Origin of the sequence: Alteribacillus sp. HJP-4 (assembly GCF_042139015.1) — a bacterium.
Taxonomy (GTDB): domain Bacteria; phylum Bacillota; class Bacilli; order Bacillales; family Marinococcaceae; genus JBHIKY01.
The window spans coordinates 19,065-44,908 of sequence record NZ_JBHIKY010000005.1 but is presented as its reverse complement, the minus strand read 5'-3'; the positions used below and the strand labels follow the sequence as shown (position 1 = coordinate 44,908).

The 25,844-nt window shown below is 44.2% G+C and carries 22 protein-coding genes and 1 pseudogene; 6 read left to right on the top strand and 17 right to left on the bottom strand.

The features are described from left to right. Positions 1-167 precede the first annotated feature (167 nt). Entirely contained in the window at positions 168-1,361 is a 1,194-nt protein-coding gene (locus tag ACE4RR_RS05885; protein ID WP_375534478.1) for a KamA family radical SAM protein, read from the top strand. Positions 1,362-1,667: 306 nt separating this feature from the next. Beyond that, entirely contained in the window at positions 1,668-2,420 is a 753-nt protein-coding gene (locus ACE4RR_RS05880) for a hypothetical protein (RefSeq protein WP_375534477.1), read from the top strand. A gap of 290 nt (positions 2,421-2,710) precedes the next feature. Here the strand turns inward: ACE4RR_RS05880 and ACE4RR_RS05875 are convergent, their stop codons facing one another. The 5 genes from ACE4RR_RS05875 to ACE4RR_RS05855 all read right to left on the bottom strand — a co-directional run bounded on the left by ACE4RR_RS05875 (position 2,711) and on the right by ACE4RR_RS05855 (position 7,560). Then, positions 2,711-3,622, bottom strand: coding sequence for a fumarylacetoacetate hydrolase family protein (locus tag ACE4RR_RS05875; RefSeq protein WP_375534476.1), 912 nt, complete (start codon positions 3,620-3,622; stop codon positions 2,711-2,713). A gap of 72 nt (positions 3,623-3,694) precedes the next feature. Then, on the bottom strand, positions 3,695-4,489 hold the full coding sequence (locus ACE4RR_RS05870; protein ID WP_375534475.1) for an ABC transporter ATP-binding protein: 795 nt from the start codon (positions 4,487-4,489) through the stop codon (positions 3,695-3,697). Further along, positions 4,476-5,489 carry an ABC transporter permease gene (locus tag ACE4RR_RS05865; protein ID WP_375534474.1) on the bottom strand — a complete coding sequence of 338 codons (1,014 nt, stop codon included), beginning with the start codon at positions 5,487-5,489 and terminating at the stop codon, positions 4,476-4,478. The genes ACE4RR_RS05870 and ACE4RR_RS05865 overlap by 14 nt, the downstream gene beginning before the upstream one ends. A gap of 100 nt (positions 5,490-5,589) precedes the next feature. Then, on the bottom strand, positions 5,590-6,642 hold the full coding sequence (locus ACE4RR_RS05860; protein WP_375534473.1) for an ABC transporter substrate-binding protein: 1,053 nt from the start codon (positions 6,640-6,642) through the stop codon (positions 5,590-5,592). 342 nt (positions 6,643-6,984) lie between these two features. Then, positions 6,985-7,560 (bottom strand): hypothetical protein, encoded by a 576-nt coding sequence (locus tag ACE4RR_RS05855; protein ID WP_375534472.1) that lies wholly within the window; start codon positions 7,558-7,560, stop codon positions 6,985-6,987. An 84-nt stretch (positions 7,561-7,644) separates the two neighbouring features. On the opposite strand from ACE4RR_RS05855, the gene ACE4RR_RS05850 reads away from it, so the two are divergent. Then, positions 7,645-9,417, top strand: a complete 1,773-nt coding sequence (locus tag ACE4RR_RS05850; protein ID WP_375534471.1) for a B12-binding domain-containing radical SAM protein — start codon at positions 7,645-7,647, stop codon at positions 9,415-9,417. On the opposite strand, the gene ACE4RR_RS05845 is transcribed toward ACE4RR_RS05850, so the two are convergent. Continuing rightward, positions 9,414-10,022 carry an NAD(P)H-dependent oxidoreductase gene (locus ACE4RR_RS05845; protein ID WP_375534470.1) on the bottom strand — a complete coding sequence of 203 codons (609 nt, stop codon included), beginning with the start codon at positions 10,020-10,022 and terminating at the stop codon, positions 9,414-9,416. The two genes, ACE4RR_RS05850 and ACE4RR_RS05845, sit on opposite strands and share 4 nt — an antisense overlap. Before the next feature lie 201 nt (positions 10,023-10,223). On the opposite strand from ACE4RR_RS05845, the gene ACE4RR_RS05840 reads away from it, so the two are divergent. Then, positions 10,224-10,682 (top strand): hypothetical protein, encoded by a 459-nt coding sequence (locus ACE4RR_RS05840; protein ID WP_375534469.1) that lies wholly within the window; start codon positions 10,224-10,226, stop codon positions 10,680-10,682. A gap of 106 nt (positions 10,683-10,788) precedes the next feature. Here ACE4RR_RS05840 and ACE4RR_RS05835 read toward each other — a convergent pair. The 4 genes and pseudogenes from ACE4RR_RS05835 to ACE4RR_RS05820 form a co-directional block, all read right to left on the bottom strand. Next, positions 10,789-10,908 (bottom strand): annotated as a pseudogene (locus ACE4RR_RS05835) (EAL domain-containing protein); the annotation flags it as partial. Positions 10,909-10,951: 43 nt separating this feature from the next. Beyond that, positions 10,952-12,274, bottom strand: coding sequence for a (Fe-S)-binding protein (locus tag ACE4RR_RS05830; protein WP_375534468.1), 1,323 nt, complete (start codon positions 12,272-12,274; stop codon positions 10,952-10,954). Continuing rightward, entirely contained in the window at positions 12,275-13,678 is a 1,404-nt protein-coding gene (locus ACE4RR_RS05825) for an FAD-binding oxidoreductase (RefSeq protein ID WP_375534467.1), read from the bottom strand. Between the two features lie 678 nt (positions 13,679-14,356). Beyond that, positions 14,357-14,704 carry a winged helix-turn-helix transcriptional regulator gene (locus ACE4RR_RS05820; RefSeq protein WP_375534466.1) on the bottom strand — a complete coding sequence of 116 codons (348 nt, stop codon included), beginning with the start codon at positions 14,702-14,704 and terminating at the stop codon, positions 14,357-14,359. 196 nt (positions 14,705-14,900) lie between these two features. Here ACE4RR_RS05820 and ACE4RR_RS05815 point away from each other — a divergent pair, with 196 nt between their 5' ends. Further along, positions 14,901-15,779, top strand: coding sequence for an arylamine N-acetyltransferase (locus ACE4RR_RS05815; protein WP_375534465.1), 879 nt, complete (start codon positions 14,901-14,903; stop codon positions 15,777-15,779). Between the two features lie 40 nt (positions 15,780-15,819). After that, positions 15,820-16,203 carry a VOC family protein gene (locus tag ACE4RR_RS05810; protein ID WP_375534464.1) on the top strand — a complete coding sequence of 128 codons (384 nt, stop codon included), beginning with the start codon at positions 15,820-15,822 and terminating at the stop codon, positions 16,201-16,203. 452 nt (positions 16,204-16,655) lie between these two features. Here ACE4RR_RS05810 and ACE4RR_RS05805 read toward each other — a convergent pair whose 3' ends face one another. The 7 genes from ACE4RR_RS05805 to ACE4RR_RS05775 form a co-directional block, all read right to left on the bottom strand. Then, on the bottom strand, positions 16,656-17,348 hold the full coding sequence (locus tag ACE4RR_RS05805) for a FadR/GntR family transcriptional regulator (RefSeq protein WP_375534463.1): 693 nt from the start codon (positions 17,346-17,348) through the stop codon (positions 16,656-16,658). 112 nt (positions 17,349-17,460) lie between these two features. After that, the gene (locus ACE4RR_RS05800) at positions 17,461-17,775 is read right to left on the bottom strand and encodes an NIPSNAP family protein (RefSeq protein ID WP_375534462.1); all 315 of its coding nucleotides are present in this window, start codon (positions 17,773-17,775) and stop codon (positions 17,461-17,463) included. 54 nt (positions 17,776-17,829) lie between these two features. Further along, positions 17,830-18,993 (bottom strand): iron-containing alcohol dehydrogenase, encoded by a 1,164-nt coding sequence (locus ACE4RR_RS05795; protein ID WP_375534461.1) that lies wholly within the window; start codon positions 18,991-18,993, stop codon positions 17,830-17,832. 85 nt (positions 18,994-19,078) lie between these two features. After that, a complete protein-coding gene (gene lhgO / locus ACE4RR_RS05790) occupies positions 19,079-20,278 on the bottom strand; it encodes an L-2-hydroxyglutarate oxidase (RefSeq protein WP_375534460.1) in 1,200 nt (399 codons plus the stop codon). Positions 20,279-20,548: 270 nt separating this feature from the next. Then, on the bottom strand, positions 20,549-21,571 hold the full coding sequence (gene meaB, locus ACE4RR_RS05785) for a methylmalonyl Co-A mutase-associated GTPase MeaB (RefSeq protein ID WP_375534459.1): 1,023 nt from the start codon (positions 21,569-21,571) through the stop codon (positions 20,549-20,551). After that, positions 21,564-23,750, bottom strand: a complete 2,187-nt coding sequence (gene scpA, locus ACE4RR_RS05780; protein ID WP_375534458.1) for a methylmalonyl-CoA mutase — start codon at positions 23,748-23,750, stop codon at positions 21,564-21,566. Before scpA ends, meaB begins: the two co-directional genes overlap by 8 nt. Continuing rightward, entirely contained in the window at positions 23,737-25,836 is a 2,100-nt protein-coding gene (locus ACE4RR_RS05775; protein WP_375534457.1) for a methylmalonyl-CoA mutase subunit beta, read from the bottom strand. The genes scpA and ACE4RR_RS05775 overlap by 14 nt, the downstream gene beginning before the upstream one ends. Positions 25,837-25,844: the final 8 nt, after the last annotated feature.

Genomic DNA, 25,844 nt, shown 5'->3' with positions numbered 1-25,844 from the left:
GAAATATTTCCTTCATTATCTTTAAATTATTAAACTTTTCTTTCTTTTTTGACTACTTTCAATAGCTGCTGTTATACTTCTTCTGAATACTTGTTGAATTTTCCATTACCGTACATCGTACCAGCGCACCTGCTAATTCAAATTAATCAGAAGGAAAGGTGAGGAAAATGGCACAGCCAAAATATATTACGAAAATTGATAAGCTGGAACACATTCCCGAAAAAGAGAAAGAAAAGCTAAAGAAAATCACGGAAAAATTCGTCTTCCGTGTCAATGAATATTATTTAGACCTGATTGACTGGAATGATCCGAACGATCCGATTAAAAATCTTGTTATCCCTAATGAAGGTGAGCTTTCAGAATATGGCCGCTGGGATGCATCGGATGAAGATACCAACTATGTAGTCCCTGGCTGTCAGCATAAGTACGAGACGACAGCTCTGCTGATCTGTTCGGAGGTCTGCGGTGCTTACTGCCGCTACTGTTTCCGAAAACGCCTCTTTCGAAATGACGTAAAAGAAGCGATGTCCGACGTGGATCCTGGCCTCGAATATATCCGTAATCATCCTGAGATTAATAATGTACTTCTCACAGGAGGAGACCCGCTCATTCTTGCGACAAAAAAGCTGCGCTATATTATAGAAGAGCTTCGCAGCATTCCTCATGTGAAAATTATTCGAATTGGATCTAAAATGCCGGTATTCAACCCGATGCGCATTTACGAGGATGAAAGCCTGCTTGAGCTCATCCGGGAATATTCTACTCCAGAAAACCGTATTTACATTATGGCGCATGTCAATCATCCACGCGAAATTACTGAAGAAGCAAAACGAGGCTTTGACGCTCTTCACAACGCGGGGGCAATCGTTGTGAACCAGACACCTGTGTTGAAAAATATTAATGACAATCCGGACGACCTGGCTGAATTGCTCGATAAGCTTTCCTGGGCCGGCGTCACTCCGTATTATTTTTTCATTAACCGCCCTGTAGCCGGCAACAATGATTTTGTTTTATCCTTAAAAGAAGCCTACGAGGCTGTGGAAGAGGCTAAAGCAAAAACGAGCGGACTTGGTAAAAGGATCCGGTTATCGATGAGCCATACTTCTGGAAAAATTGAAATTCTTGCGATTGAAGATGGCAAAGCCTATTTAAAATATCATCAGTCGCGCGATAACAATTACGGGAAGTTTATGGTGCTCGACTGTCCGGATGATGCCGGCTGGTTTGATGAACTGCCTGGCAACGAACAGTATTGGAACAAGCCGGGCAAGAAAGTAGAAGATGTAGTCTCAGTAAACGAAATGCCTGATATGCCACAAAAAAAACGACGGATCAGAGATACGGTTAACGCTGGGAAGTAACAAAACAGTTTGAGAAAAACCGGGCAATACCCGTGGCCACTGAAAAAGTCCTTTCTAATCTGAAAGAACTTTCAACGTTTGTTGTGGATTCTCACGAATCGCTTAGCGGTGGATGCTTGCCGCGGGCACGGATGAAATCAACAAAATCTATATTTTCTTATATTTTGAGAAAAGGAGGAGCGGGAGCAGCCCGTCTCCTTTTTTTGAATTGATTTTCCCATATTGTTTGTCATTTTCTCATACTGGTATCACACATACTTGAATTTGTTCGTGGTAAAATAGTTGTATTACAAAGATGAGGACGGGATGAATAACATGAAGGTGTATGCGGCCGCTGCTTTCTTACTTTTATTGTTCGGATGCTCCCCTAATGACAGCGGCCAAAATGAGACCCTCACAGATTCGGAAGATACAGTATTTTCAAATTCTCTTTACAGCATTGCATTTGAGGATATAAAAGAAAACGGGGACGGATTTACTATTCATTTCAGCATTACAGCAGAAGATGAAAGCAGAACGTTAAACTCAGAAGAAACAACGATGATATTCCCTGAGGAAATAGAAGATGACAATGGCGGCTCTTACATTCTTTCAGAAGAAGCGGAAGTTACACGTGATAAGAAACACGCTCACGTCCTGCACGCCTCCCAATTTTTTGAAGGAAAACTAGAGGATAAAAGCGAGTATTTATCCGTGCCTACTGAACTGGAGCTCAGCGGCACGAAAGAAAATGTCCGATTTGAATCCATCTCAGCTGAAGACCTACCAGTGACTCGAAGCGAAATGACGATTCAGGATATATCCATCGATAAAAATACCTTGACGATCACTGCTACAGATGTACTTCCTATAAAAAATGTGGAATGGAGCCTGGAAAAGAACGCCGACCAAATCTTTCCGATGTTTACAAATACGTTGAGTGAAGAAGAGCATTATTTGAAAACGGAGCTTGAATTTATGGGCGACCCAGGCAATACTTTTACACTTATCGCGAAACGCCAGCAATCATCGCCGCTGCGCTGGGAGCTTCCATTTGTAGTCCCTGCCGAGGAAGAATAAGCTGCCGTGGCAAAACCCAGTAAATGAAAATGGGCTGTATCAAAAGGTTATAATCAATTGACGTCATCTCAAAAATAATCCCGTATCACTCTAAAAGTGGTACGGGATAACTTATTTTAGTGTGATTTTAACCACAGGGTAAGGGAATTGGGTTTTCTTTTTGACCGATAGCGGAACCAGTGTCCGTACCTATCTATAAAAAATACATCGCTTGTTTCTCGGAAGCTTTATTTCCTCTTCAGAGGTTAAATCACAGCCTCTAGTTTCTCTAAGTAATGTAATTGATTATATCAGCCGCTATTTACTTTATTTTTTAACATACCAAGCCCATCGACTTCAATAGAAACCTCATCGCCACCTTTTAAATACTTGGGAGGTGTAAATCCTTTTCCCACACCGGCTGGAGTACCTGTAGCAATGATATCTCCCGGCTCCAGAGACATTCCCCGGGAAATAATTTCCAGCAGCTCAGCAATGCTGAAAATCATTTTGTCCACGGTGGATTCCTGTCGTATTTCACCGTTCACTCTGGTGGTGAGTGTACTGTGATCAATATTGATATGCGTAGCAGGGACAATATACGGCCCCATCGGACAAAAGCTGTCCAGGCTTTTGCCGAGAAAAAACTGTTTATGCCTGCTTTGCAGATCTCTCGCTGTGACGTCATTTAAGAGTGTGTACCCAAAAATATAATCATGCGCCTCTTCTTTAGCAATTGCTCTTCCCTTTTTGCCAATAATTACAGCAATTTCTCCTTCATAATCAAGTGCACTGGTCACATTTTGATGAGCTTCTATTTCATCATCAGGACCGATAACCGTGGTCGGTGATTTTGTAAATATAATCGGATGCCCCGGTATGTCTGCTTTACTTCCCATTTCAATCGCATGCTCTGCATAATTTTTTCCGGCGCACATTACATTCTTTACTGGAACAGGGATCGGAGCCTCGCGGCGGATAAGCTCATCGTCAAATCTGTACACATAACTCTCCTGCGGCTCTGCAAGTGCCCAGTTCACGGTACGCTCCGCTTCTTCTAAAAATGAAGCTCCAAGGCGAATTGCTTCCAGCATGGAAGAAGGTATTTCCAGAGTTCCACCTTTTGTCTTTTGAGCTTTTGGCAGATCGATGTAGACCTGCTCGTCCTCGCATACGGCTGCGATGATATGTTCCTTGTTTAATGAAATAGTAGTCAGTTTCATAGAGGATGCTCCCTTCTTCTTTGTATATGCAGCATAAGAGACGCCCGGATACCCTGCGTCTCTCGTGTGCTGCTATCCAAGAATTGCTTTGTCGCTCGCCATTTTTTCTCCGCGGATCCGCTGAAATTCCTGAAGTAGTTTTTCCACGCTCAATTTTTTCTTATCCTCACTGTTCACGTCTAAAATAATCTGGCCCTTATCCATCATTATTAAGCGGTTCCCTAAATCAAGCGCCTGCTGCATGTTGTGAGTAACCATTAAGGTAGTCAGTTCAAACCTGGCCACTATATCTTTTGTGATGGAAGTGATTAGTTCTGCCCGCGACGGATCAAGCGCGGCCGTGTGCTCATCTAACAAAAGAATCTGCGGCTGGGTGAAAGTTGCCATTAAGAGAGACAGTGCCTGCCGCTCTCCTCCGGATAACAGTCCCACCTTTGCGCTCAGCCTGTCCTCCAGCCCGAGATTCAAGGTTTTTAGATGGTCTCTGAATACATCCTTGCGCTTCTTTGTTACGCCAATGGATAAAGAACGTTTTTTATTGCGGGACCATGCCATCGCCAGATTTTCCGCAATGGTCATCGATGGTGCTGTGCCTGCCATCGGGTCTTGAAAGACACGGCCGATTAAGCGGGACCGCTTGTACTCCTGGATATGAGTTACTGGCTTTTCTCCTATAATGATATCGCCTGTGTCTGGAATTAACGATCCCGAGATCACATTCATAAGCGTTGATTTTCCGGCTCCGTTACTACCGATGACCGTTAAGAAGTCTCCCGATTTCAATTGAAGATTCGTACTCCTCAATGCCTTTTTTTCATCCATCGTACCTTCATTAAAGGTTAAAGAGACGTGGTTAAGTTGCAGCATTTTGCTTCCCTCCCTCTTCTTCGCGGTCAGTGATGTCTTCAATCTCTTTTCGTTTTCGAAGTCTTCTGCGCTTTTCGCGCCGTGATTCGAGCAGCTTTGGAGTCACTAGTGCTCCGATTACAATGACTGCTGTTATCAGCTTCATATCTCCGGTTTCTAAAAATTCTACCCGTAAAGCGAGCGAAACGACAATCCTATAAATAATGGCCCCACCGATGACGGCAAGTGTCACCCTCGCAATTGTCTTCGTTCCAAATAATGCCTCCCCGATAATGACCGAAGCAAGACCGATAATAATCATTCCGATCCCCATCCCGGCATCGGCAAATCCGTTCAGCTGAGCAATCAGCGCACCAGACAACGCGACAAATGCGTTGGAGATACCTAAGCCGAGAATAATCAGGCCGTCTGTATTGGCAGAAAAGCTGCGGATCATTTTCTTATTATCTCCTGTGGCCCGCAGTGCAAGCCCGACATCTGTCTTTAGGAAATAATCTGTCAAAAACTTTACGATCAAAACTAGAATTAAACCGAAAAACAGAATCCCCCACGTAGACGGCCCAGCCTGTATACCGACAGCCTGAAGCATTCCATTAAACGATGCGCTTAAGTTCATTCCTTCCCATGACTCACGTACTGAAGTGAATAGCGTTGATTCATTCAGCAGCGGAATATTGGACTGTCCCATAATTCTAAGATTAATTGAATAAAGTGCAATCATCATTAAAATTCCTGATAACAGCGGATTTATCTTTCCTTTTGTATGAAGCAGTCCTGTTACACAGCCTGCAAGAAAACCGGCAATCACTGCGGCAATCGTTGCAGCCAGAGGAGACTGGCCGTTAATGATCATTACTGCTGCCATCGCCGCTCCCGTAACAAAGCTGCCATCCACCGTTAGATCGGGAAAGTCCAGAACTCGAAAGGATAAATAGACGCCAAGTGCCATCAGAGCATAAATAAGCCCGGACTCAAATGCGCCAAACATAGAAGTAAACATACTACGGACGCCTCCCTTTCTAGTTTATTTCAAAGAATAAGAGGCTGCCTCGAGGAAGAGCCGCCCGACATGGCGCTGCCTGAGGAAAGCCTCTTGTCATTTACTGCTCAAGCAGTTCCGCATCTTCATCCCAATCTTCGTTCCATTCTACTCCCTGGGCCTCTGCTGCTTCCTCATTTATGATCAGCTTCATATCTTCCGGGTATTCGGCTGGAATATCTGCCGGTGTGCTTTTGCCATCCAATACTTCCGCTGCCATTTCTCCGGCCCGGTAGCCAATCGTTTGATAATCAATGCCAAAAGTTGCAAATCCGCCCCGCTCCAGCGAATCCGGCTCTGCCACCATTAATGGAACCTGCTGATCTTCAGCGGCACCAACGACTGATTCCAACGCTGATACTACGGTATTATCTGTAATAATGTACATGACATCCGCTTCGCCGGCTAAGGACTCTGCTGCCTGCTGCACTTCTGCAGAAGAGGAGACACTCCTTGTTGAAATTTCAAGATCAGTGCCTTCTGCTGCTTCCTCCACATCTTTTATCTGAGAGACAGAATTCTGCTCCCCTGAGTTATATATCATACCAACATTCGCTTCTGGAAAATATTCAGCAATGAAATCCACCGTCATTTTAATCGCATCCGGGTGCTGATCCATCACTCCGGTAATCAGTTCCCCCGGCTCCTCTATGTCCTCCATCAATCCGGCTTCCACCGCGTCCGTAACCGAAGTGAAAATAATCGGTGTCTCTGAGCTTGCCTGCAGTGCAGACTGGGCACTCGGCGTTGAATTAGCAAATATTAAATCCACTCCGTCCGACACTAAATTCTGTGCGATCGTCGATGCGTTATTAGGATCTCCCTGAGCTGACTGCAGATCATATTCAACATTTTCACCCTCCACGTAGCCGTTATCAGCAAGACCTTCCTGAAAGCCTGCGTACGCCTGGTCGAGCGACGGATGCTCTACTATCTGTGATGCACCAATTGTATATGTTTCACCTGAATCGGCTTCTTGTTCAGAGTCTTCCGAATCAGAGCCTCCCGATGCTCCCTCTTCTTCATTTGATTCATTGTCCCCACTGCCGCAGGCAGCTAAAACGCTTACAGATAAAAATCCTGTAAGCACCATACGAAGCCACTTTTTACTCAATTGCTTCTCCCCCTTGAATTACGTTGTAAATCTTTCATCCTGATATGTTTAATACTATAAAATTCCCAGTCCTTTGTAAATAAAAATCTTTTTTGCAGTAAAGCGTTTATGCAATACTCAACCATGAGAAGAAGCTATGGTAATAATGCGGATGTACAGCGATCAACCACCGCCAGTTCTACGGACACTGGTTCTACTATATGCCCTAAATCGCCTGTTTTGATTGATTTGCCGGACATGGGTTGCGCTATCGGCCAATAACAAAGCCAAATTGCATGCCATTCAGGCAAATAGCGTACCTGATGTCCGCCAAGCATTTAAAAATGAGCGAAATCACGTTTTCTATTGCTGATCTATTTCTTCAATTGTAACTGTCAAACCAGGCAGAGCACTTTCCGCTTCTGCAGGAGAAAGGCCTTCCACCCGCGGTACCCACTCTTCCTCAGCAGCACGTGCAAACTGAAAACGAGAGTTATTTGAAAATAGGCCATCTCCGCTGATGTAAGAAGAATAATTCTCCAGGAGGGCATTCCAATTCTCCGGTAAAAAAGTATAACGATAGGTACCACTACCTGCCTCTTTTTCCACCGTGTAGCCGAACTCATATAATCGCTCAATAATGACATAATTTCCTATCGGAATCACAACAGCCTGTGAAGCTTCCACTTCCTCAGTCCCGGATTGAGTCACTATTTTTTCTCCCTGGGATGCCGAGTCTGTAAAGTTTTCTGTCACAATAAAATAGAAGCAGGCCATCATAATTGCAAGCCCGAAAGCGAGCATGGTTTCGGTGCGTCTGCCATCCCTGCCTTTCTTCTTTAAAAAATTATGCAGAAGCAGACCGGCACAAAAAACAGTCGCGATAATAAAAATTGATAATAATAAATGAAACAGCCATGGAACAAGCGTCCAAACCATAAGTATTACATCCTTTACTAACGAGATATTGCGACTTTCATATGGTATCATATTCACAGTACCTTTGCTAAGGAGAGTTATTTCATGAATGTGATAGTTAGTACGCTGAATGCAAAATATATTCATACCTGCCTCGCGCTCCGCTGCTTAAAGGCGTTTGCCGAACCGTATTATGACGTGGAGATGGCAGAATATACAATTAAAGATCCGGCGATGAACATCGTCACCGACCTATTTGAAAAAAACCCGGACATCATTGGATTTTCCTGTTATATATGGAACATTGAAGAAACTATTCAGGTCGTTTCGATGCTGAAAAAAATCAATCCAAACTTAAAGATTGTACTTGGAGGGCCGGAAGTTTCCTATGATACCGGCTATTGGATGGAAAGGCTTTCGGATGTTGATTTTATCGTCATGGGAGACGGTGAGGAAACCTTTAAGCAGCTACTTGATGAAATCAACGGCTCCGAGAAGTATCATATGGTAATTGGAACAGCCTACCGCAAGGACGGGAAAACTGTAATTAATGCACCACGGCCAAAGCTGCCGCTCGAGCAGCTTCCTTCTCCGTACCAATTTGAAGAAGACCGGGCTGCTCTTTCCAAAAGAATTACTTACTTTGAAACCAGCCGGGGCTGTCCATTCAGCTGTCAGTTCTGCCTTTCTTCCATTGAAACAGGCGTACGTTATTTTGATATCGATCAAGTAAAAAGCGATCTTCTCTATTTAATTGAGAGCGGGGCGAAAATGATAAAATTTGTGGACAGGACCTTCAATATAAAACGAGATTATGCGCTTGAGATTTTTCAGTTTCTTATCGACAATCATCAGGGCTGTGAATTTCAATTCGAAATTACCGCCGATATCATGCGGCCCGAGGTCCTTCAATTTTTGAATGACAACGCCCCGCCTGGGATTTTCCGTTTTGAAATCGGCGTACAGTCGACAAATGATGAAACCAATGAACTCGTGAAACGACGGCAGAACTTTAAGAAGCTGCAGCGCACCGTCAGAATGGTCAAGGAAGGCGGAAAAATTGAACAGCACCTTGATTTAATTGCCGGCCTTCCGGAAGAAGATTATGAGCGTTTTAAACAGACCTTTAATGATGTATTCGCAATGCGGCCTGAAGAGCTTCAGCTCGGCTTTTTAAAAATGCTGCGCGGCACCGGCCTGCGCCTTCGCGCTGCCGATCAGCAGTATGTCTACATGGATCGTGCTCCCTATGAAATGCTGAGCAATAATGTTCTCAGCTTTGCCGATATCGCCCGCATCAAACGGGTCGAGGATGTACTAGAGAAATATTGGAATGATCATCGTATGGACCACACGGTTACGTATCTTGTCGAGCGAGTTTTTCCGAGCGCCTTTGATTTTTTTCAGGATTTCGGTGACTATTGGCATCAGCAGCAATGGGGCAGAATCGGCCATCAGCTCGAGGATTTATTTTTACGCCTGCATGAATTTCTTCTGGCCAGGGACACAGGGGATATCGAGATTATTGAAGGATTGATGACCTACGATTATTTTCTCCACCAAAAACACAAACCCCGCAAGGCCTGGGGAAAACCGAAACTTTCAAAGGAAAAGCATGTGGAGCTTGTCTCATTGTTCGCAGAAAAACCAGAGCTCACCGGGCTTCCGTTCAATTTAAAAGAACAGGATTTATTTAAGCATATCGTCACGGAAAAGCTCTCCTTCTCGCTCAGCAGCTACCTTGCCAGCGGGGAGATCCGGAAAGAAAGCGAATTACTGCTCGTTCATTACGATGTAAAAAACAAGAAAAAAACTGCGCAGTTTTTAGCGATGGAGCCGCTGTTGAATACGTTGTCTATCTCGCATGACGGAACCTAGGGAGTAGTCCCGGGCTTCGTTTCATTTATTTGTGCTGCATACTCCCGCACTTTTTGAAACATGGCTTCTCTTTCTTCCCCCTCCGCCTGAACAGCGTTTCCCAGATGCAAAAAAGGCAGACATTTAAATCCACAAAATGCGAAAATATCCTCTCTCCAAACTTCTTCGGTTCTTTGTTTCCCGCCATTATTCAAAAATTCACCCTCCGGAGTGCCGGTTGTGTATATAATCGCAAGCTTTTTACCCTTTATCAGCGGAACAGGCTCTTCGCCTTTCATTTCATAAGCAAACTTGTACGACAGTACTCTATCAAGATATGCTTTGCCTGACGCCGGAAAGCTGCCCCACCACAATGGAAAAATCAGCGTCACAGTGTCAGCCCAGCTTATCCATTCTTGTTCCTTCACAACCGCCGGCGGATAGCGTCCTATTTGGGAGTCCTCATATTCCTCTTTTGTCAGATCCGTTCGCAATTCCAAAGCTGAGACGTGCCTCAGCTTCACTACTCCCCCCAAAGCCTCTAATTCCTCCTGATATGTTTTTAATAAGGCACCGTTGAAGCTGGCTTCGTCCGGGTGCATAAATAATATTAATTGATTGGCCATGTGGAGAACTCCTTTCATATTGAAAATTTTTTACGGCCGTTACAAATTGTTTACAATCATAATAAGAATACTGTTGGAAGCGCTTTCCTTGGTTTTTTTCTGTTTACATAAATCGAAATGCGGTTATATACTATTGTACATTGATATTGACATTATCATAAACATGTGCATACAAAATTTCATAGCGGAGGCGAATTCATCATGAATAAGGTTCTTACGGGGCTATCCGTGTGGACGATGTTTTTATTTCTGATGGGAATGCTTTTTCCTATTCAGACAACAAACGGTGCCAGTTCCGTCGGGATGGTATTGCAAAGCTATACGATTTACGGATTTTTCTCTTTAACTCCAATTGTTTTTTACGGTTCAGTCGTATCATTCGTATCCGACTGGCTCGCGAAGCGTATAAATAAATATTTTCATTTATATTCTTTTTTATTTCACGTGACCGCCGCATCGTTGGTTTACATCGTTACAAAAAATATTGACGTAACGATTATGGCCGTACTGGCAGCAATTATGTTTTTCCTGGCTGACCGATGCTTCTTTTTATTAAGTAAAGCCCCGAGCGTCATGACAGCTCATACACTAAAAAATCTGCCGATTGTACTCGGGTTTGTAGGAGTAACGGCCATGGTCCTCGGATCAGCTACTGGTTAAGAGAAAAAAATGCAGTCAAATAAAACCGTCACTGGGAGTCCTTACCCTGGTGACGGTTATTTCATGCGTTCTATTCTCTTTACTGCAACTGTGCTTTTATGGAAAATTCAAAAACAAGGTCATCCGGATTTACTCCTGTTTCTTTCACTGCCGCGAAGGTCGTCTTCAAGCAGTGATCCGGATCATATATCGATGAAGGCAAAAAATTTATAAATCTTTTCTGGCCTTTTCAGTAAAATAAGAACGAATTTATGAGTTCACCATAAGTTTTATTTTATATCACATGCTTCAGCGAGAATGTCAACAAGATGCATTCCCTCCGCCTTTCCTTCCAAGCCTGCTCTTTTGATGCCAAGGCGCATTTGCAGAAGGCAGCCTGGATTAGTAGAAATAATAACGGCAGCGTTGGATGCGGCAGCGTACTTCATTTTCTCATCTAATATTTTCATGGATTCATGATATTGCAGGATATTATAAATCCCTCCGGAGGCACAGCATCCCTCACTATTTTCCATTTCTACATAATCTGCTCCGGGAATAGACCGAAGCAGCTGCCGCGGTGCATCCGTAACCTTTTGTACGTTGCTTAAATGGCAGGAGGGCTGATAGGTGATTGTGCCTTTCCAATCTTTTTTAAAAGGAAGAGGGTCAAAGGAAACGAGCAGCTCAGAAATGTCTTTCGAAGCATTTGAAAAATGCTCCGCCCGCTTCTTCCACTCCTGCTCATCACGAAGCAGATGCGGATACTCTTTTAAGCTCGCTCCGCAGCCTCCCGCATTGTTCACAATATACGAAGCACCGGTCTCCTCAAACGCTTTGATATTCTCTCTTGCAAGAGACTTTGCCGTACTGGAGCTGCCTTGATGAGAATGCAGCGCCCCGCAGCAATTCTGACTGCTCGAGATGACAACTTCACACCCGACGTGTCGAAGCAGCTCAACACTTAATCGATTCGTCCTGTTTAATACTGCCTCTGAAACACAGCCGGAAAAAAAAGAAACGGTCGTTTTCTTTTCTGTGTAAGGGGCAAGCACTGTTCCTCGTTTCAACCTTTTCGCAGGGTGCTCCACGGGCGGGAGTATTTTTTCCATTTCTCCGACAGGTTCAGAGAGCTTTGTTAATAAGTTCGTTTTACGCACGACCCTGCCTGCCCCGCTTTTTTGGTAAAACCAGGTCATACTGCCGGCGGTCTTCATTATAGCGGGTCTCGTAAATACTTGGTTTAATAGAAACTCTTTCCATGCGCTGCCCTTTGGTGCCTGTTTTTCTGCTGCCTGGTGTCTTTTAATGGAATCCTTGGCTGATTCGAGAATATGACCATATGGCACATCGACAGGACATGCTGTTTCACAAGCTCTGCATCCCAAACATAAATCGATCGGTTCTGCGAGATCCTGGGACAAATCTATCCTGCCTTCTGCGGCCATCTTGACGAGATTAATACGGCCCCGCGGGGAGGCAGATTCTTTTCCCATGGAAAGGTACGTCGGACAGGAAGGAAGGCAATAGCCGCACTGAATACATTGATTAGCAGCATCATGTGCCATGTTATGAAGCTTTTCAGCCTGTGGATGCTTCTGCTGCGTTTCCATTTACGTCAGCACCACCTTTGTCTGTCCGTCCTTTGCAAACATTTTTCCAGGGTTCAAAATATTATTAGGATCCCACGCATTTTTTATCGCTTTCAAAAGGGCGACACCTTCTTTGCCGTATTCACGCTCCAGGTAAGGAGCCTTCAGCGTGCCGATTCCGTGTTCACCGGAAAGTGTGCCTCCAAGATCCAGCGCTGCCTGAAATATTTCTCCGACGGCGTCCTCTGCCCGTTTCATTTCTTCCCTGTTTCGTTTGTCTGTAATGATATTCGGATGAAGGTTACCGTCGCCGGCATGTCCGAATACAACGAGGTTTAATTGATACTTATCCCGGATCACGTTTAATTTTTCCATCATCTCTGGAATTTTACTTCTAGGTACTGTGGCGTCTTCGGAGATTTTAGTCGGTCCCATCTGTGTAATTGCCGGAGAAACCTTTTTTCTCGCCTTCCAAATTTCCATTCTTTCTTTATCAGTTCCAGCCACTTTAATAGTAATTGCTTTCATTTCCCCGCAGATCTGCCGGCAGTCCTCGATTTCCTCTTCTATGCTCAGCGGATGGCCGTCCACCTCAAGAATAAGCAGGGCACCAGCTTCTACAGGAAGCCCACTCGGTTCAAAATGTTCCACTGCCTTAATACAGGCGTTATCCATCAGTTCCATTGCAGCTGGAAGCGTGCCCGCAGCTAGAATTTTTGTGATCGCTCTTCCGCAGTCCACGGCGCTATCGAACGTCACCATCATTGTTTTTCTAGCTTTCGGCAGCGGAATTAGCCGGAGGGTAACCTCCGTGACGACAGCGAGCATGCCTTCTGAACCAGTGATTAATCTAGTTAGATCAAAGCCGGTGACATTCTTGACCGTTTTTCCGCCGGTTCTGACAATCTCACCCTGCGGAGTGACGATTTCGAGACCAATCACATATTCCTTTGTCGTGCCGTACTTTAATCCTTTCGGACCGCTTGAGTTTTCCAGGATGTTTCCTGCAATAGTCGACACATGAGCACTGCTGGGGTCCGGCGGGTAAAAAAGACCAGCTTCCTCTGCCTGTTTATGAATATCCCCCGTCATCACACCGGGGGATGCAATCGCTAACATATTTTCTTTATCGATTGTCAGCCTGCTTTTCATTTGGGACATATCGAGTACAAGACCGCCTTCCACCGGAAGAGGGCCACCGCTGAGAGAGGTCGCAGAGCCGCGCGGGTACACCGGAAATTGATGCTGATTGGCAAGCTTTATTATGTCACTGATCTCCAGTGCAGTGGATGGCTGCGCTACTGCCTCGGGGAGATATTCTCCAAAGGATGCATCGAAACTGTAGGCATAGCGCTCCGATAATTCAAAATGAAGCTGTTCTGGAGGCAATATCGATTGCAGCTTTTTTTTCACCGTTTCATTCATCGTTCTAACCTCATTTCCATTGATTAGAAAAGTTGTATTACAAGTATACAACATGAGAGTTCAATTGGAAAGAGTTCTTTAATGATGTCGTCTGCTGATCCATCAAAGCAGCTCGGTTTTTTCCATTCAGCACCCGCCCGCTGCGGCCACTTTGCCGGACACTGGTTCCGCTAAAAGCTCAAAACAGCCCGTTTCCCCAGCTTTGTCGGAAACATCTTTTTCGGGAGTTTAATGAGTTTATAGACTTTTCCTTCGTTTATGAGAGCAACAAATCACTTGAAATTAGACGAAAAGCGGTCTGTGTGGAAATTAAATTCCACACAGACCGCTTTATTAAAATTCTACTTTTCAAAGACCTTCAGTTTTTCAGTGGCCTCCCTCAACAAGGGTGCGATTTTTTATAAATATAGCATGCTACTCTATTTTCCCAACAATCAAAAAATTAAGTGCTGTAGGATAAATATCTGCACGGTTCTTCTTGTTTATCAAGCATTAAGTGACCAGTATTTTACTGAATAAAACCCGAGTCACATTCCAACAAAAACAGGATACATCAATCGTCTGTATAAATCCTTCCAACTGAAATCTGTTGACTTATACCCTCTCATTTCACACCTGACATTACCTTCTATCCTATGGTTTGCCTTATTATTTACTGTTTTACACTATAAATAAAGTTCATTTAAACGTAGATCCCTTGTTTTGCATGTGCACTAAATGAGACTTTCCAAATTCATGTAAATCCTCAATAATGGGCTTCAATTTATTTCCATAATCGGTCATCGTATACTCAACTTTAGGTGGAACTTGTGCATATACGATTCTTTTGATGATATCCTGCTGTTCTAATTCACGCAAATGTTTGGTTAACATTTTCTGGGTGATATTAGGAATTAATCGTTTTAACTCGTTAAAACGTTTGGTTCCCCCGTACATTAAATGAAATAAGATGATTAGTTTCCACTTTCCAGAAAGAATCCCCATCACTTCTTCTGTTTCTTGGCATAACCTTGTATCTTCTTCCATACTTACTCCTCTTTAGTTTCTTTTTTGATACTATACCACTTTTAAGTGCCTACTTCCAATAATATTATATACCAATTAGAATGGCTGTACCATGTAAAAAGCATTAAAGGAGGTGATGGCAATATTATCCTCGTCAGTGAAAGTCAGGTAAGTGTAAAAGGAATCAAAAAGGTAATTTGAGAGGAGGAACTAAAAAATGCGTTCAACTAGCTTGCCTTACTGGGTACAGGATTACTTATCCTACATCAACGTACCGATGAAAGACCCGTCATATGAGTATCTGAAAGAAATCTGTGCCGCCCATTTAAACAATATACCCTTTGAAAACATTAGTACACTGCTCCAATACAGAGATTATCAGAGCATGGGCTGGTATATCCCAAACGAAAGACAGTTTGTACAGCAACTCACTCAATTTCATATGGGTGGAACCTGTTATGCCATTAATAGTAACCTTTACTCTCTTTTAAAACATCTGGGATTTCAATGCCGTTATACTAAGTTAGGATCGATTCATTTAGGTTTATTGGTACAAAAACCTGACACAGAGGAGTTGGTTTATGTTGATTGCGGTACAGCCGCCCCCTTGTTTAAGCCACTAAAGTTTGAAACACATCCTTCAACGCCTGCTTCATTCGGCGGCATTGACGTGTTCATAAAACCGGAAGATGAACAAGATATATACACATTTCAGAGATATATTGATGGAAAATTAATCAAAGAAACGCTCTGGTCTTTTAACATTAATAAAAACTATCATTTTGATGACTTCGAACAGCCTATTGTGGAGTACTTTCAGCCGGGTACTTTATTTATGAACACTTTACGTTGTCAAATATGGCAACAAAAGAAACAACGAAGTCTTTCTTTAGTCAATCATACACTGAATATAAGATATATAAATGGAGAATTAGAGAAAAAGAAGCTTAACAATATAAACGATATACGAAGTGTCATAAATGAAGAGTTTCAACTCCCGAATTTACCAGTTGAAAAAGCAATCGATGTCTTACAAGAGCTTGAGGTTGATATTTTTCAGAATCCCAGAAAAGAGCACAGAGTCAATATAGGTTAGCAAAGAATGCTTAGAAAAATTTTTATGAGGGGGTATTAAGATGTGTGTTAATCATATTGATCATGCAGCAATAAGAGTGCAGGACCTGGAACACTCAGCAACATGGTATCAGAAAGTCTTGAGTTTTCAACGTGTACAGAACGCCCAAATCGGCTCTATACCTGTAATTCTTAAAGCCGGTAATACAATGATAAACTTATTTCCGGCAGCAACTGATGTATACCCATTTCATGATGATAACGAAAATGCTGTGATGCACTTAGCTTTTAACGTTGAAGATGAAAAGTTTGATCGGATGAAGCATAAATTTCAAAACATGGATATTAAATATGAAGTAATAGACAGAGGAGTTTGTTTATCATTATATTTTAGTGATCCAGACCATAACAAACTTGAGTTGACTTACTGGAAAGTCAGCCTTTGAGTCAAAAATTATGTGTAAGACGGCAGAAATCTCAAAAACCTTGATTTTTTTCTACCAAGGGCTGTAGCAAAAGCTCCTTTTTATAGAAAAAGTAGTATCCTAAATAGAAGATAGCAGGGGACAAGTCCGAAGACTCCAGTGGGAAGAGCAGCGGCTGAAGATCCGCCGGGCGCGGGTTTCGCCCGATTAGCTGAAGCGCTGCCCACGGAAAGCGAAGGACTTGTCCACTGCTTTTTTTACCATGCAAAAAGGGGCGAGTATCATTTATGATACAGCCCCGCAAAGTGATCTAATTTCACATTAACAATGGAGATGCTGCCTTTTATATCGCAGAATAATTACTTAGATCTCTAATTCAGTGAAAAGGCTGCAGGCGGCCGTATTCCGTAGGATCGGACGCGGAATGCCCACTTCATCTCTTAGAAACCACACCTCAAGAAGGGTGCAGTATTTTATAAAAATGCCTGGAGCTTCTTTCTGCTGTTTACTAAGTGCTCTTCCATCGCGCGATTCGCATCGTCTGCACGGTTTTTTTCAATAGCGGTTAAAATCGCATCATGCTCCTTAAGCACCTGTTCCTTTTTACCCCGGATTTGTTTGTTCAGCTCAAGAGAGAATTTCATAGCTTTATTGTAGAGTCCGGATATATTATCGAGAGTTTTCAGCAGCACAGGGTTGTGGGAGGCTTTGATAATACTGCGGTGAAATTGAAAATCTGCTTCATCCCCTATTTCATCCGGATCAGCTAGAATAGTCGTTAATTTATGCTGTGCCTGCTTGATTTCCTCTATATCCTCCAGGGTCCGTCTATTAGCAGCAAGCGATGCAGCTTCCCTTTCGAGAATTATCCGAGTTTCAATTAAATAGAGAATTTCTTCAGTTCCCATCACTTCGAGGCTTGTTTCTTTTAATAGATCCTCGATTGGAAGGGGGCGGACCCAGCTCCCGCCGCCCTGCTTTGATTCCACAATACCACTTGCCGCAAGCACACTTAACGCTTCACGGACAGGCGCTCGGCTGACACCGAATCGCTCCGCCAGCTCTGTTTCGGAAGGAAGCTTTTCGTTCACTGGGAATTCTTTATTTTTTATTAATTTTTTCATTTCTTCCAACACTTGATGAGATATTTTTCTGCGTTCAATCATGCCTGTCTCCTTACCGGTAAATTATCATACAACCTGACTAATTATCATCAGTATAGCATATCACGCCATATTCCCAGCAATCGAAACAATTATGGACTAATTGGTATGGTTTTTATTTAATAGGTGAAAAATCTGCGGCATACATGATCTTTGATTCCTGTTTTTCAAGCATTGGGAATGCCTTTGGAATAAAATCATTCACCCATTCCGCATCCTCGTATAAAGCTTCCCGTTTTTGTTTTCTATCATCGAGACTTTCATATTCCCAAATATGTATCACTTGGTTCAGTTCTCCAATGTCGGTATACCACCAGCCGACGAGCCTGGCATATTTAGAAATTACCGGGAGGCCGAATTTTTCAAAATGATCAAGATACTGTTTCATGTGGCCGACTTTAATCGTATAAGTTCTCATTTCATAATACATAACAAATCATCCTTTCATAAGAATGGCAATTTAAAAAATAAAAATTCTACAAAATTACAAATTTCCATGGTAGGCATCTTCGATAAGCTTCTGCACCTGTTCCTCATTTATCAGCCGGGGGTTGACTATTACATTGCCACTGGCCATGGAATCCTGCACAAGCTTTGGCAGCTGTTCCATAGAAACTCCTAAATCTTTAATGTTATTAGGTATTTGCAGTGATGCATTTAATGTAATTACTCTTTCCAATACCTGTTCAGCCGCATGTTTCTCATTCATTCCAGTAGTATCAGCTCCGAGGGCATCCGCAATATCTTTCATCTGCTCAAGGCAGGCCGGAAGATTAAATTGGATTACATACGGCAGCAGCACGGAATTGGCTATACCATGAGGAATATTAAATACTCCACCAAAGGATTGGGAAATCGCATGAACCGCCCCAAGTCGTGATTGTGAAAAAGCAAATCCGGCCATCATCGAAGCCTCTAACATGTTTATTCTGCTCGTCATGTCTGTTCCGGAAAAATAGGCTTTTTCAATATTTTCTCCAATCATTTTGATAGAGCGGATCGCTAAGGCTCTGCTGATTGGGTTCGCATTTTTGGAGACGTAAGATTCAATGCCATGAGTCAGTGCATCCATTCCAGTTGAAGCTGTAATGCCCGCAGGACAGCCAATGGAAAGCTGAGGATCAAGGACAGCCAGATCTGGAAACAAGTACTCGCTTACAACAGCTGCTTTAAATAACGTTTTTTCATTGGTGATCACGGTTGAATTCGTTACTTCACTTCCGGTACCGGCAGTTGTTGGGATCGCTGCCACTGGTAATGGCGGTTCTGGAATTTTACCGACACCTTCATAATCGAGAATGGCGCCTTTATTTTTTGCCATGACCGCAGCCGCTTTAGCCGTGTCGATACTGCTGCCTCCGCCGACCGCTAATAAAAGTCCACATTGATTTTCCCGAAGAGCCCTGGTCGCTTTAACTATTAATTCCGAGTTTGGATTCGGTTCCACTTCATCAAAAACAAAGGATTCCATTCCATTCTGATGCAGTGAATCAATGATTTCATTTAGAATACCGGTGTTGACGATCCCCTTGTCGGTTACAACGAATACTTTTCGGGCTTGGTAACCTTTCAGCAGTTCTCCCGTTTCTTTTGCCTTTCCTATCCCTGACACGACTTTTGTAGGCATAAAAAAAGTATAATCATTCAATTTGTCATATCCTCCTTCTAGTTGAGCAACGGCCCTCAGACCGGGCTGCCTGCAGCAATTTGTTTATGAAACCAGTAAACATTTTTTAATTAATCGCAGCATGATCCTTTACCTGGTTTGCGATATACCTTCCTATTTCGATAGAAGCTGTAGCTGCAGGGGATGGAGCATTACACACATGAACAGCATGTCTCGTCTTTACGATAAAAAAGTCGTCAATCATATTTCCGTTTTGATCAATTGCCTGTGCCCGCACCCCTGCCTTAGAAGGCAATAAATCTTTTTCTTCGACAGCGGGGATGAATTTCTGCAGTTCCTTCACCAGAGTTTTTTTATGAATGGATCTGACCATTTCCTTCATCCCTTCCGTAATGTTTCCCGAAGCGACCTTCCAAAAGCCAGGATACGACAACGTTTCGTACGAATCCTTCCAACTGAAATCCGTTTTCTTATACCCTTCTCTTTTCATGCCTAACACAGCATTCGGCCCTACGGTTACCCTGCCATCGATCATCTTTGTAAAATGGACTCCGAGAAATGGAAAATCAGGATTGGGAACAGGATAGATTAATTTATTCACAAGATGTCTTTTCTCTTCTGACAGCTCATAATACTCTCCCCGGAATGGAATAATTTTCATATTAGTTTTCACATTATCGAGTTCTGCCACCCTGTCACTAAAAAGGCCAGTGCAATTTATTAAAACTTTTGCTTGAAATAGGCCGTTATTCGTTTGTATTTCTGTATAGTCTTTATGGTGAACAAAATCCTGTACCTCCGTAGAGCATTGAACCTCTGCATCTTTTTGCTTTACCAGCTGTTCGAACATTTTGGCCACATCCCGGAAATTTACAATGCCGGTGCTTGGTACGTTAATGCCTTCTATGCCTCTTAAATACGGCTCTCTTTCGGCTATTTCTTCTCGTGATACTCTGCTCAATGTTAAATTATTTTGGATTCCCCGCTTATACAGATTTTCTAATAGAGGAAGCTCTGATTTTTCTTTAGCAACGATAAGCTTTCCGCATTGTTCGAATTCAATGCCGTAGGCTTTACAAAATTTTATCATCTCTTCGTTGCCTTTTTTGGCGAGCCTGGCTTTAAGGCTCCCCGGCTTATAATAAATTCCTGAATGAATTACTCCGCTGTTATTTCCCGTTTGATGGGTCCCAATTTCCTTTTCTTTTTCAATAATGATAATTTTTAAATGAGGATCCTTCTGCAGTAATGCCAGGGCTGTTGACAGCCCTACAATTCCGCTTCCTATAACTGCCACGTCATACATTGATCTATCTCACCTCTCATGCTTTCTTTATATTTATTGTTCTTTGAGCAGCTAAGTTGTATTACAAGTATACAATGCGACTTATATATTTCAATTAAATGTTGAATAATCTGGTAAGGGCACGGTGTGAATGACATGCAATTTGGCTTTGTTTTGAAAGTTTCTTTAAGTACAACGAAAAAGGCCGGCAGTGAAATCCATCCGCAGCTGGCCTGTTTTCGTATGCTTATGACGCGACTGGTCAGCTCCCTGATCTTACTAGCTGATGTTCTAAAATTTATCTGATTGCTGATACGTTTGTATCAGCTCCTGCACAGCACGGGCAAGCGGCGTTTCCCCTGCCGTTACCTGCCGTTTCACCTCTGGCAGTGTTTCTTTAATATAAGCATTCTGATAAAATCTATTTTTTAATTCCTCTTCTATGAGACGGTCCATCCAATCTGCCAGCTGGCCGGCCCGTCGTTTTTCAAAAAACCCGCTTTTTTTCATTTTTTCCTCAAACGAGGTGATCATGTCCCACAGTTCAGGCACGCCTTCGCCAGTTAAGGCGGAAATGGTAAATGCCCTTGTTTCCCAGCCTGGCGTCGCCGGCTGCAGGTAATGAAGGAGACGATTGTATTCAGCTTTCGCATTCAGTGCCGCCTGTTTGTTCGTTCCGTCGGCTTTGTTAATGTAAATGGCATCAGCGATTTCCATAATTCCTTTTTTCATTCCCTGCAGTTCATCACCGCCGCCGGTTAACATCAGGACGAGAAAAAAATCAACCATGGAACGCACTGTGATTTCACTCTGTCCGACCCCTACTGTTTCAACAAAAATAATATTGTATCCGGCGGCCTCACAAATCAGCATTGTTTCACGGCTTTTCCTGGCGACGCCTCCGAGTGCTCCGCCGGATGGGGACGGGCGCACATAGGCATTCGGATGTTTAGATAATGTATCCATTCTCGTCTTATCTCCGAGGATACTGCCTCTGCTCACACTAGAGGAAGGGTCTACGGCAAGCACTGCAAGTTTATTTCCTTGTACACACAGCATAGCTCCAAACTCTTCAATCAAAGTGCTTTTTCCAGCCCCTGGGACACCGGTAATGCCGACCCGGATTGCTTTACCGGTGTATGGCATGATTCTCTGCAGCAACTTCTGCGCTTTTTCAAAATGCTTTGGGGAGTTGCTTTCCACGAGCGTAATCGCCTGGGCAATAATTGCTCGATTGCCGTTTATGACACCGTCGGTAAATTCCTCCACTGTCAGGGAACGCTTTCGAAATTTGTGCTTCCCTTGATCATTCATCGGCATCTTCCTGACGGCTTCTTACTTCCTCCATGACTTTTTTGGCCGCTGCCGGAATGACGGTGCCCGGTCCGAAGATAGCTGCCGCTCCTTTTTCCTTCAGAAAATCATAATCCTGGGCCGGAATGACACCGCCGATGACTACAACAATATCGCCCCGGCCCAGCTTTTCAAGCTCTTCAATCACCTGCGGCAGAAGCGTCTTGTGCCCTGCAGCAAGAGAGCTCATGCCGAGAATATGAACGTCATTTTCCACAGCCTGCATTGCTGCTTCAGCCGGAGTCTGAAACAGCGGCCCGATATCGACATCAAAGCCGAGATCCGCAAACGCAGTAGAGATAACCTTCGCCCCCCGGTCATGACCATCCTGCCCCATTTTTGCAATCATAATCCGCGGACGGCGCCCTTCCTCCTCCGCGAACGCATCCGTTAAATTTCTTACATCATCCATAAGCTCTTTCTCTCCAAATTCAGCACTGTATACACCGCTGATGGAACGGATCACAGCTTGATGTCTGCTTGCCGCTTTTTCTACCGCGTCAGATATTTCTCCAAGAGAGGCTCTCGCCCTGGCGGCTTCTACTGCAAGTGCAAGCAGGTTTCCTTTGCCGCTTTTAGCAGCTTCAGTCAATGCCTCCAGGCACTTCAGTACATCTTCATCCCTGCGCTCTTTCCTGAGCTTCTCCAGGCGTTTCATCTGTGCTTCGCGGACGGCTGTATTGTCAATATCTAAAATATCAAGTGGATCTTCCTTTTCCAATCGGTATTTATTAATTCCAACAATCGTCTCCTGCCCAGAATCAATATGGGCCTGACGTCTGGCGGCAGCTTCTTCTATTCTCATTTTTGGAAGGCCTGTCTCAATTGCTTTTGTCATTCCTCCTGCTTCATCGATTTCCTGGATATGGCCCCATGCCTTCTCTGCCAGCTCCGCCGTGAGACGTTCCATGTAAAAAGATCCTCCCCATGGGTCGACTACATTCGTCATCCCGGTCTCTTCCTGCAGATAAAGCTGTGTGTTTCGGGCAATTCTTGCCGAAAAATCCGTAGGGAGGGCAATTGCTTCATCCAGAGCATTTGTATGCAGAGATTGGGTATGGCCCATCGCAGCCGCCATCGCTTCAATGCACGTCCGCACGACATTATTGTATGGATCCTGTTCAGTTAAACTCCATCCCGATGTCTGCGAATGGGTTCGCAGTGCCAGGGATTTTTCATTTTTCGGCTGAAACGGCTTGATTAAGCGGGCCCATAAAAGCCGTGCTGCTCTCAGCTTTGCTATTTCCATGTAATGATTCATTCCGATAGCCCAGAAAAAAGACAGGCGCGGGGCGAACTTATCAATATCAAGTCCAGCTTTTAAACCGGTTCTTACATACTCTAGACCGTCAGCCAGGGTATAGCCGAGTTCAAGGTCCGCGGTTGCTCCGGCTTCCTGCATATGATAGCCGGAAATAGAGATGCTGTTAAACTTCGGCATATGCTCAGACGTATAAGCAAAAATATCGGAAATAATCCGCATCGACATTTCCGGTGGATAAATGTAAGTGTTGCGGACCATATATTCCTTTAATATATCGTTTTGGATGGTCCCGGTTAGCTTCTCCTGACTGACCCCCTGTTCCTCCGCTGCCACAATATAAAAAGCCATAACCGGCAGGACCGCACCGTTCATCGTCATCGAAACTGACATTTGATCGAGCGGTATGCCGTCAAATAACAGCTTCATATCTAGAATTGAATCCACAGCAACGCCTGCCTTCCCGACATCACCTACGACGCGCGGGTGATCGGAATCATAGCCGCGGTGTGTAGCTAAATCAAAAGCGATAGAAAGCCCTTTTTGGCCGGCGGCAAGGTTGCGGCGGTAAAATGCATTCGACTCCTCCGCTGTAGAAAAGCCAGCATATTGACGCACTGTCCATGGCCTTGTTTTATACATCGCTGGATACGGCCCCCGTAAAAAAGGGGCGATACCGGAAACATAATCCGTGTGCGGCAGCCCCTCTGTATCTTCCTTTGTATACACGGGTTTTATCGGAATATTTTCCACCGTGGAGGAGGTCAGCTTCTTGTCTGAATCTTCCTGCTCATGCTCCGCCTGCTGCTTCCATTTGTGATGATCCGCAGAAGCCAGTACCGCATCGTATTCAATTTTCGTAAAATCAGGAGTCGTCATGCTGTGGTCCTCCTTCCTTTTCGTGGAGCCATTTCAGCGTCTTATACACATTTGATTTCGCATGAATTACCTCATCCAGACCGACGCTTTTCCAGTCAGCTTCTTCCTCTTTCGTAAGCCTTCCGGCGAGAAGCAACGTTTTAGAAGGGGAACTTCCCTTTAATTTTTCAATGGCGGCACGGCCTATCTCCTCGTACGAAGTGTCGGAACCGCACATCACGATAATATTTTCCGTAGCAGCGGCTCCTTTTTCTACGGCCTCCTCCACCGAGTCCGAGCCTTCTGCCTGGGTAATGGCAAATCCCCCGGTCTGCAAAAATCCTGTCGTAAAATCAGTCCGTGGCTTATGCTCGGCAAGCGGACCTAAAGTTAATAGAAAGGCACTAAGCGGCGCTTTTGCACGTTTTTTCACCGCTTCTGCCTGCTTTCGAAGCTTTTCAAACGGTTCCGCTTCACGATGAAGATGAAGTGCTTCAATTATTTCTGGTTTCTCCCTTCTTCCTCCTGCAATGGCTGCATCTGAAACGGATACTCCTTTGGCAACAGCAGATACTGCCTGATCTGTGCTCGCATAATAGCTTTTCGATGCCGTTGTCTTTTTATTTTCTCTCTTGAAAGCATTAACATAAGCAGCCACTGCTTTCTTGTCAGGATCAGGAGTCACTGAAACACGTTGTTCGTCGAGATTAGGGTATTTATTCACTCCGATAAATACATTCTTTCTCGTCTGAACTTTTTCTTCTCTTTCATCGCGGCACTGCTTGATGCGCGCCTGTATTTTTCCTTCACGGAGATCCTGCTCTAATCCGCCTCTTCCTTCAACCTCTTGAAAAAGACCCCACGCCTTTTCAGCAAGCTCATGCGTCAGCCGTTCGATAAAATAGGAACCCCCTGCTGTATCAAGCGTTCTTCCAATATGCGCTTCCTCCTGCAGAATAATCTGCGTGTTGCGGGCAATCCGATTCGAAAAATCAATCGGCCGCTGAAATACTTCGTCAAACGGGCTGACGTGAAGACTGTCTGCTCCTCCGGCTGCTGCAGAAAACGCTTCGGTGACTGCGCGCAGCATATTTACATACGGATCGTACTCTGTTTTTGTCCGGGCAGAGGTTCTGGCATGAATAGTCATCCCGCGCTGATTCTCTTCGACATTAAAAGCAGACAGGATGTTCGCCCACAATGCACGTGCTGCACGGAATTTGGCCATCTCCATAAAAAACTGCGACCCCGAAGAATAAGTAAATTGGAACGCGGCTGCAGCCTGATCCACGGTGAGCCCCCGCTCAATTAATGCCCGTAAATAGGACACTCCTGCGGCCATTGTATAAGCCAATTCTTCTACTGCACTCGCTCCACCGTTGTGATAAACCTCTCCTGAGACGAGCACTGTTTTGAGCCTGGACTGCTTTGTCCGGCTCCATTCAGTCACGCGTGCGAGTTGATCAAAGCATATATCAAGCTTTGTGTATAAACGCCCGGTCCGCAGCCATTCCCCCAGCGGATCAGAAGCGAGCGAACCTTCAACAAGCTGAAGTGCCTCTTTTTCCTGCAGCACTGCTGCCCACATTGAAAATATAGCTTCTGGATGTGCTCCCGTTTCAATATGAAGTGTCACTCCGTCAAGGTCGATATCCTTTAATATCGTTTCTGCGTCTTTTTTACAATGGAAAAAGCTTCCTTCCGGCTTGTCGTTTTCCGTTGGCGGAACGCCTTGCTTTACTCCGTCCTTCCAGCGCAGCGAGACACCCTGCTGCCCTTTTTTAAGTCCTTTTTTTATTTCGGTGTTTACTGCTTGCGGTGTCTGCTCATGAATTTCCTGGACAATCTTCCACGGCAGTGGAGTCGCTTTTGCTCCGCGTATGAACGGATACTGCCCCGGCAGCGATTCAACAAATGGCAGGCCTTCCCGATCTTTTATCCGATATAATGCCTGGAGCGTAATATCCTCGTCCGTTTCTGTATATAACGCTTTGTCAGCAGGTTTGCCTTTTAAAGATTTCTCAGCTGTTTCCCACCATTCTTGTTCAGAAGGCACCGGGAAATCACAAATATTTTTAAGCAAAGAGTGCAGAGTGCTTTGTTCCATAACGCAGC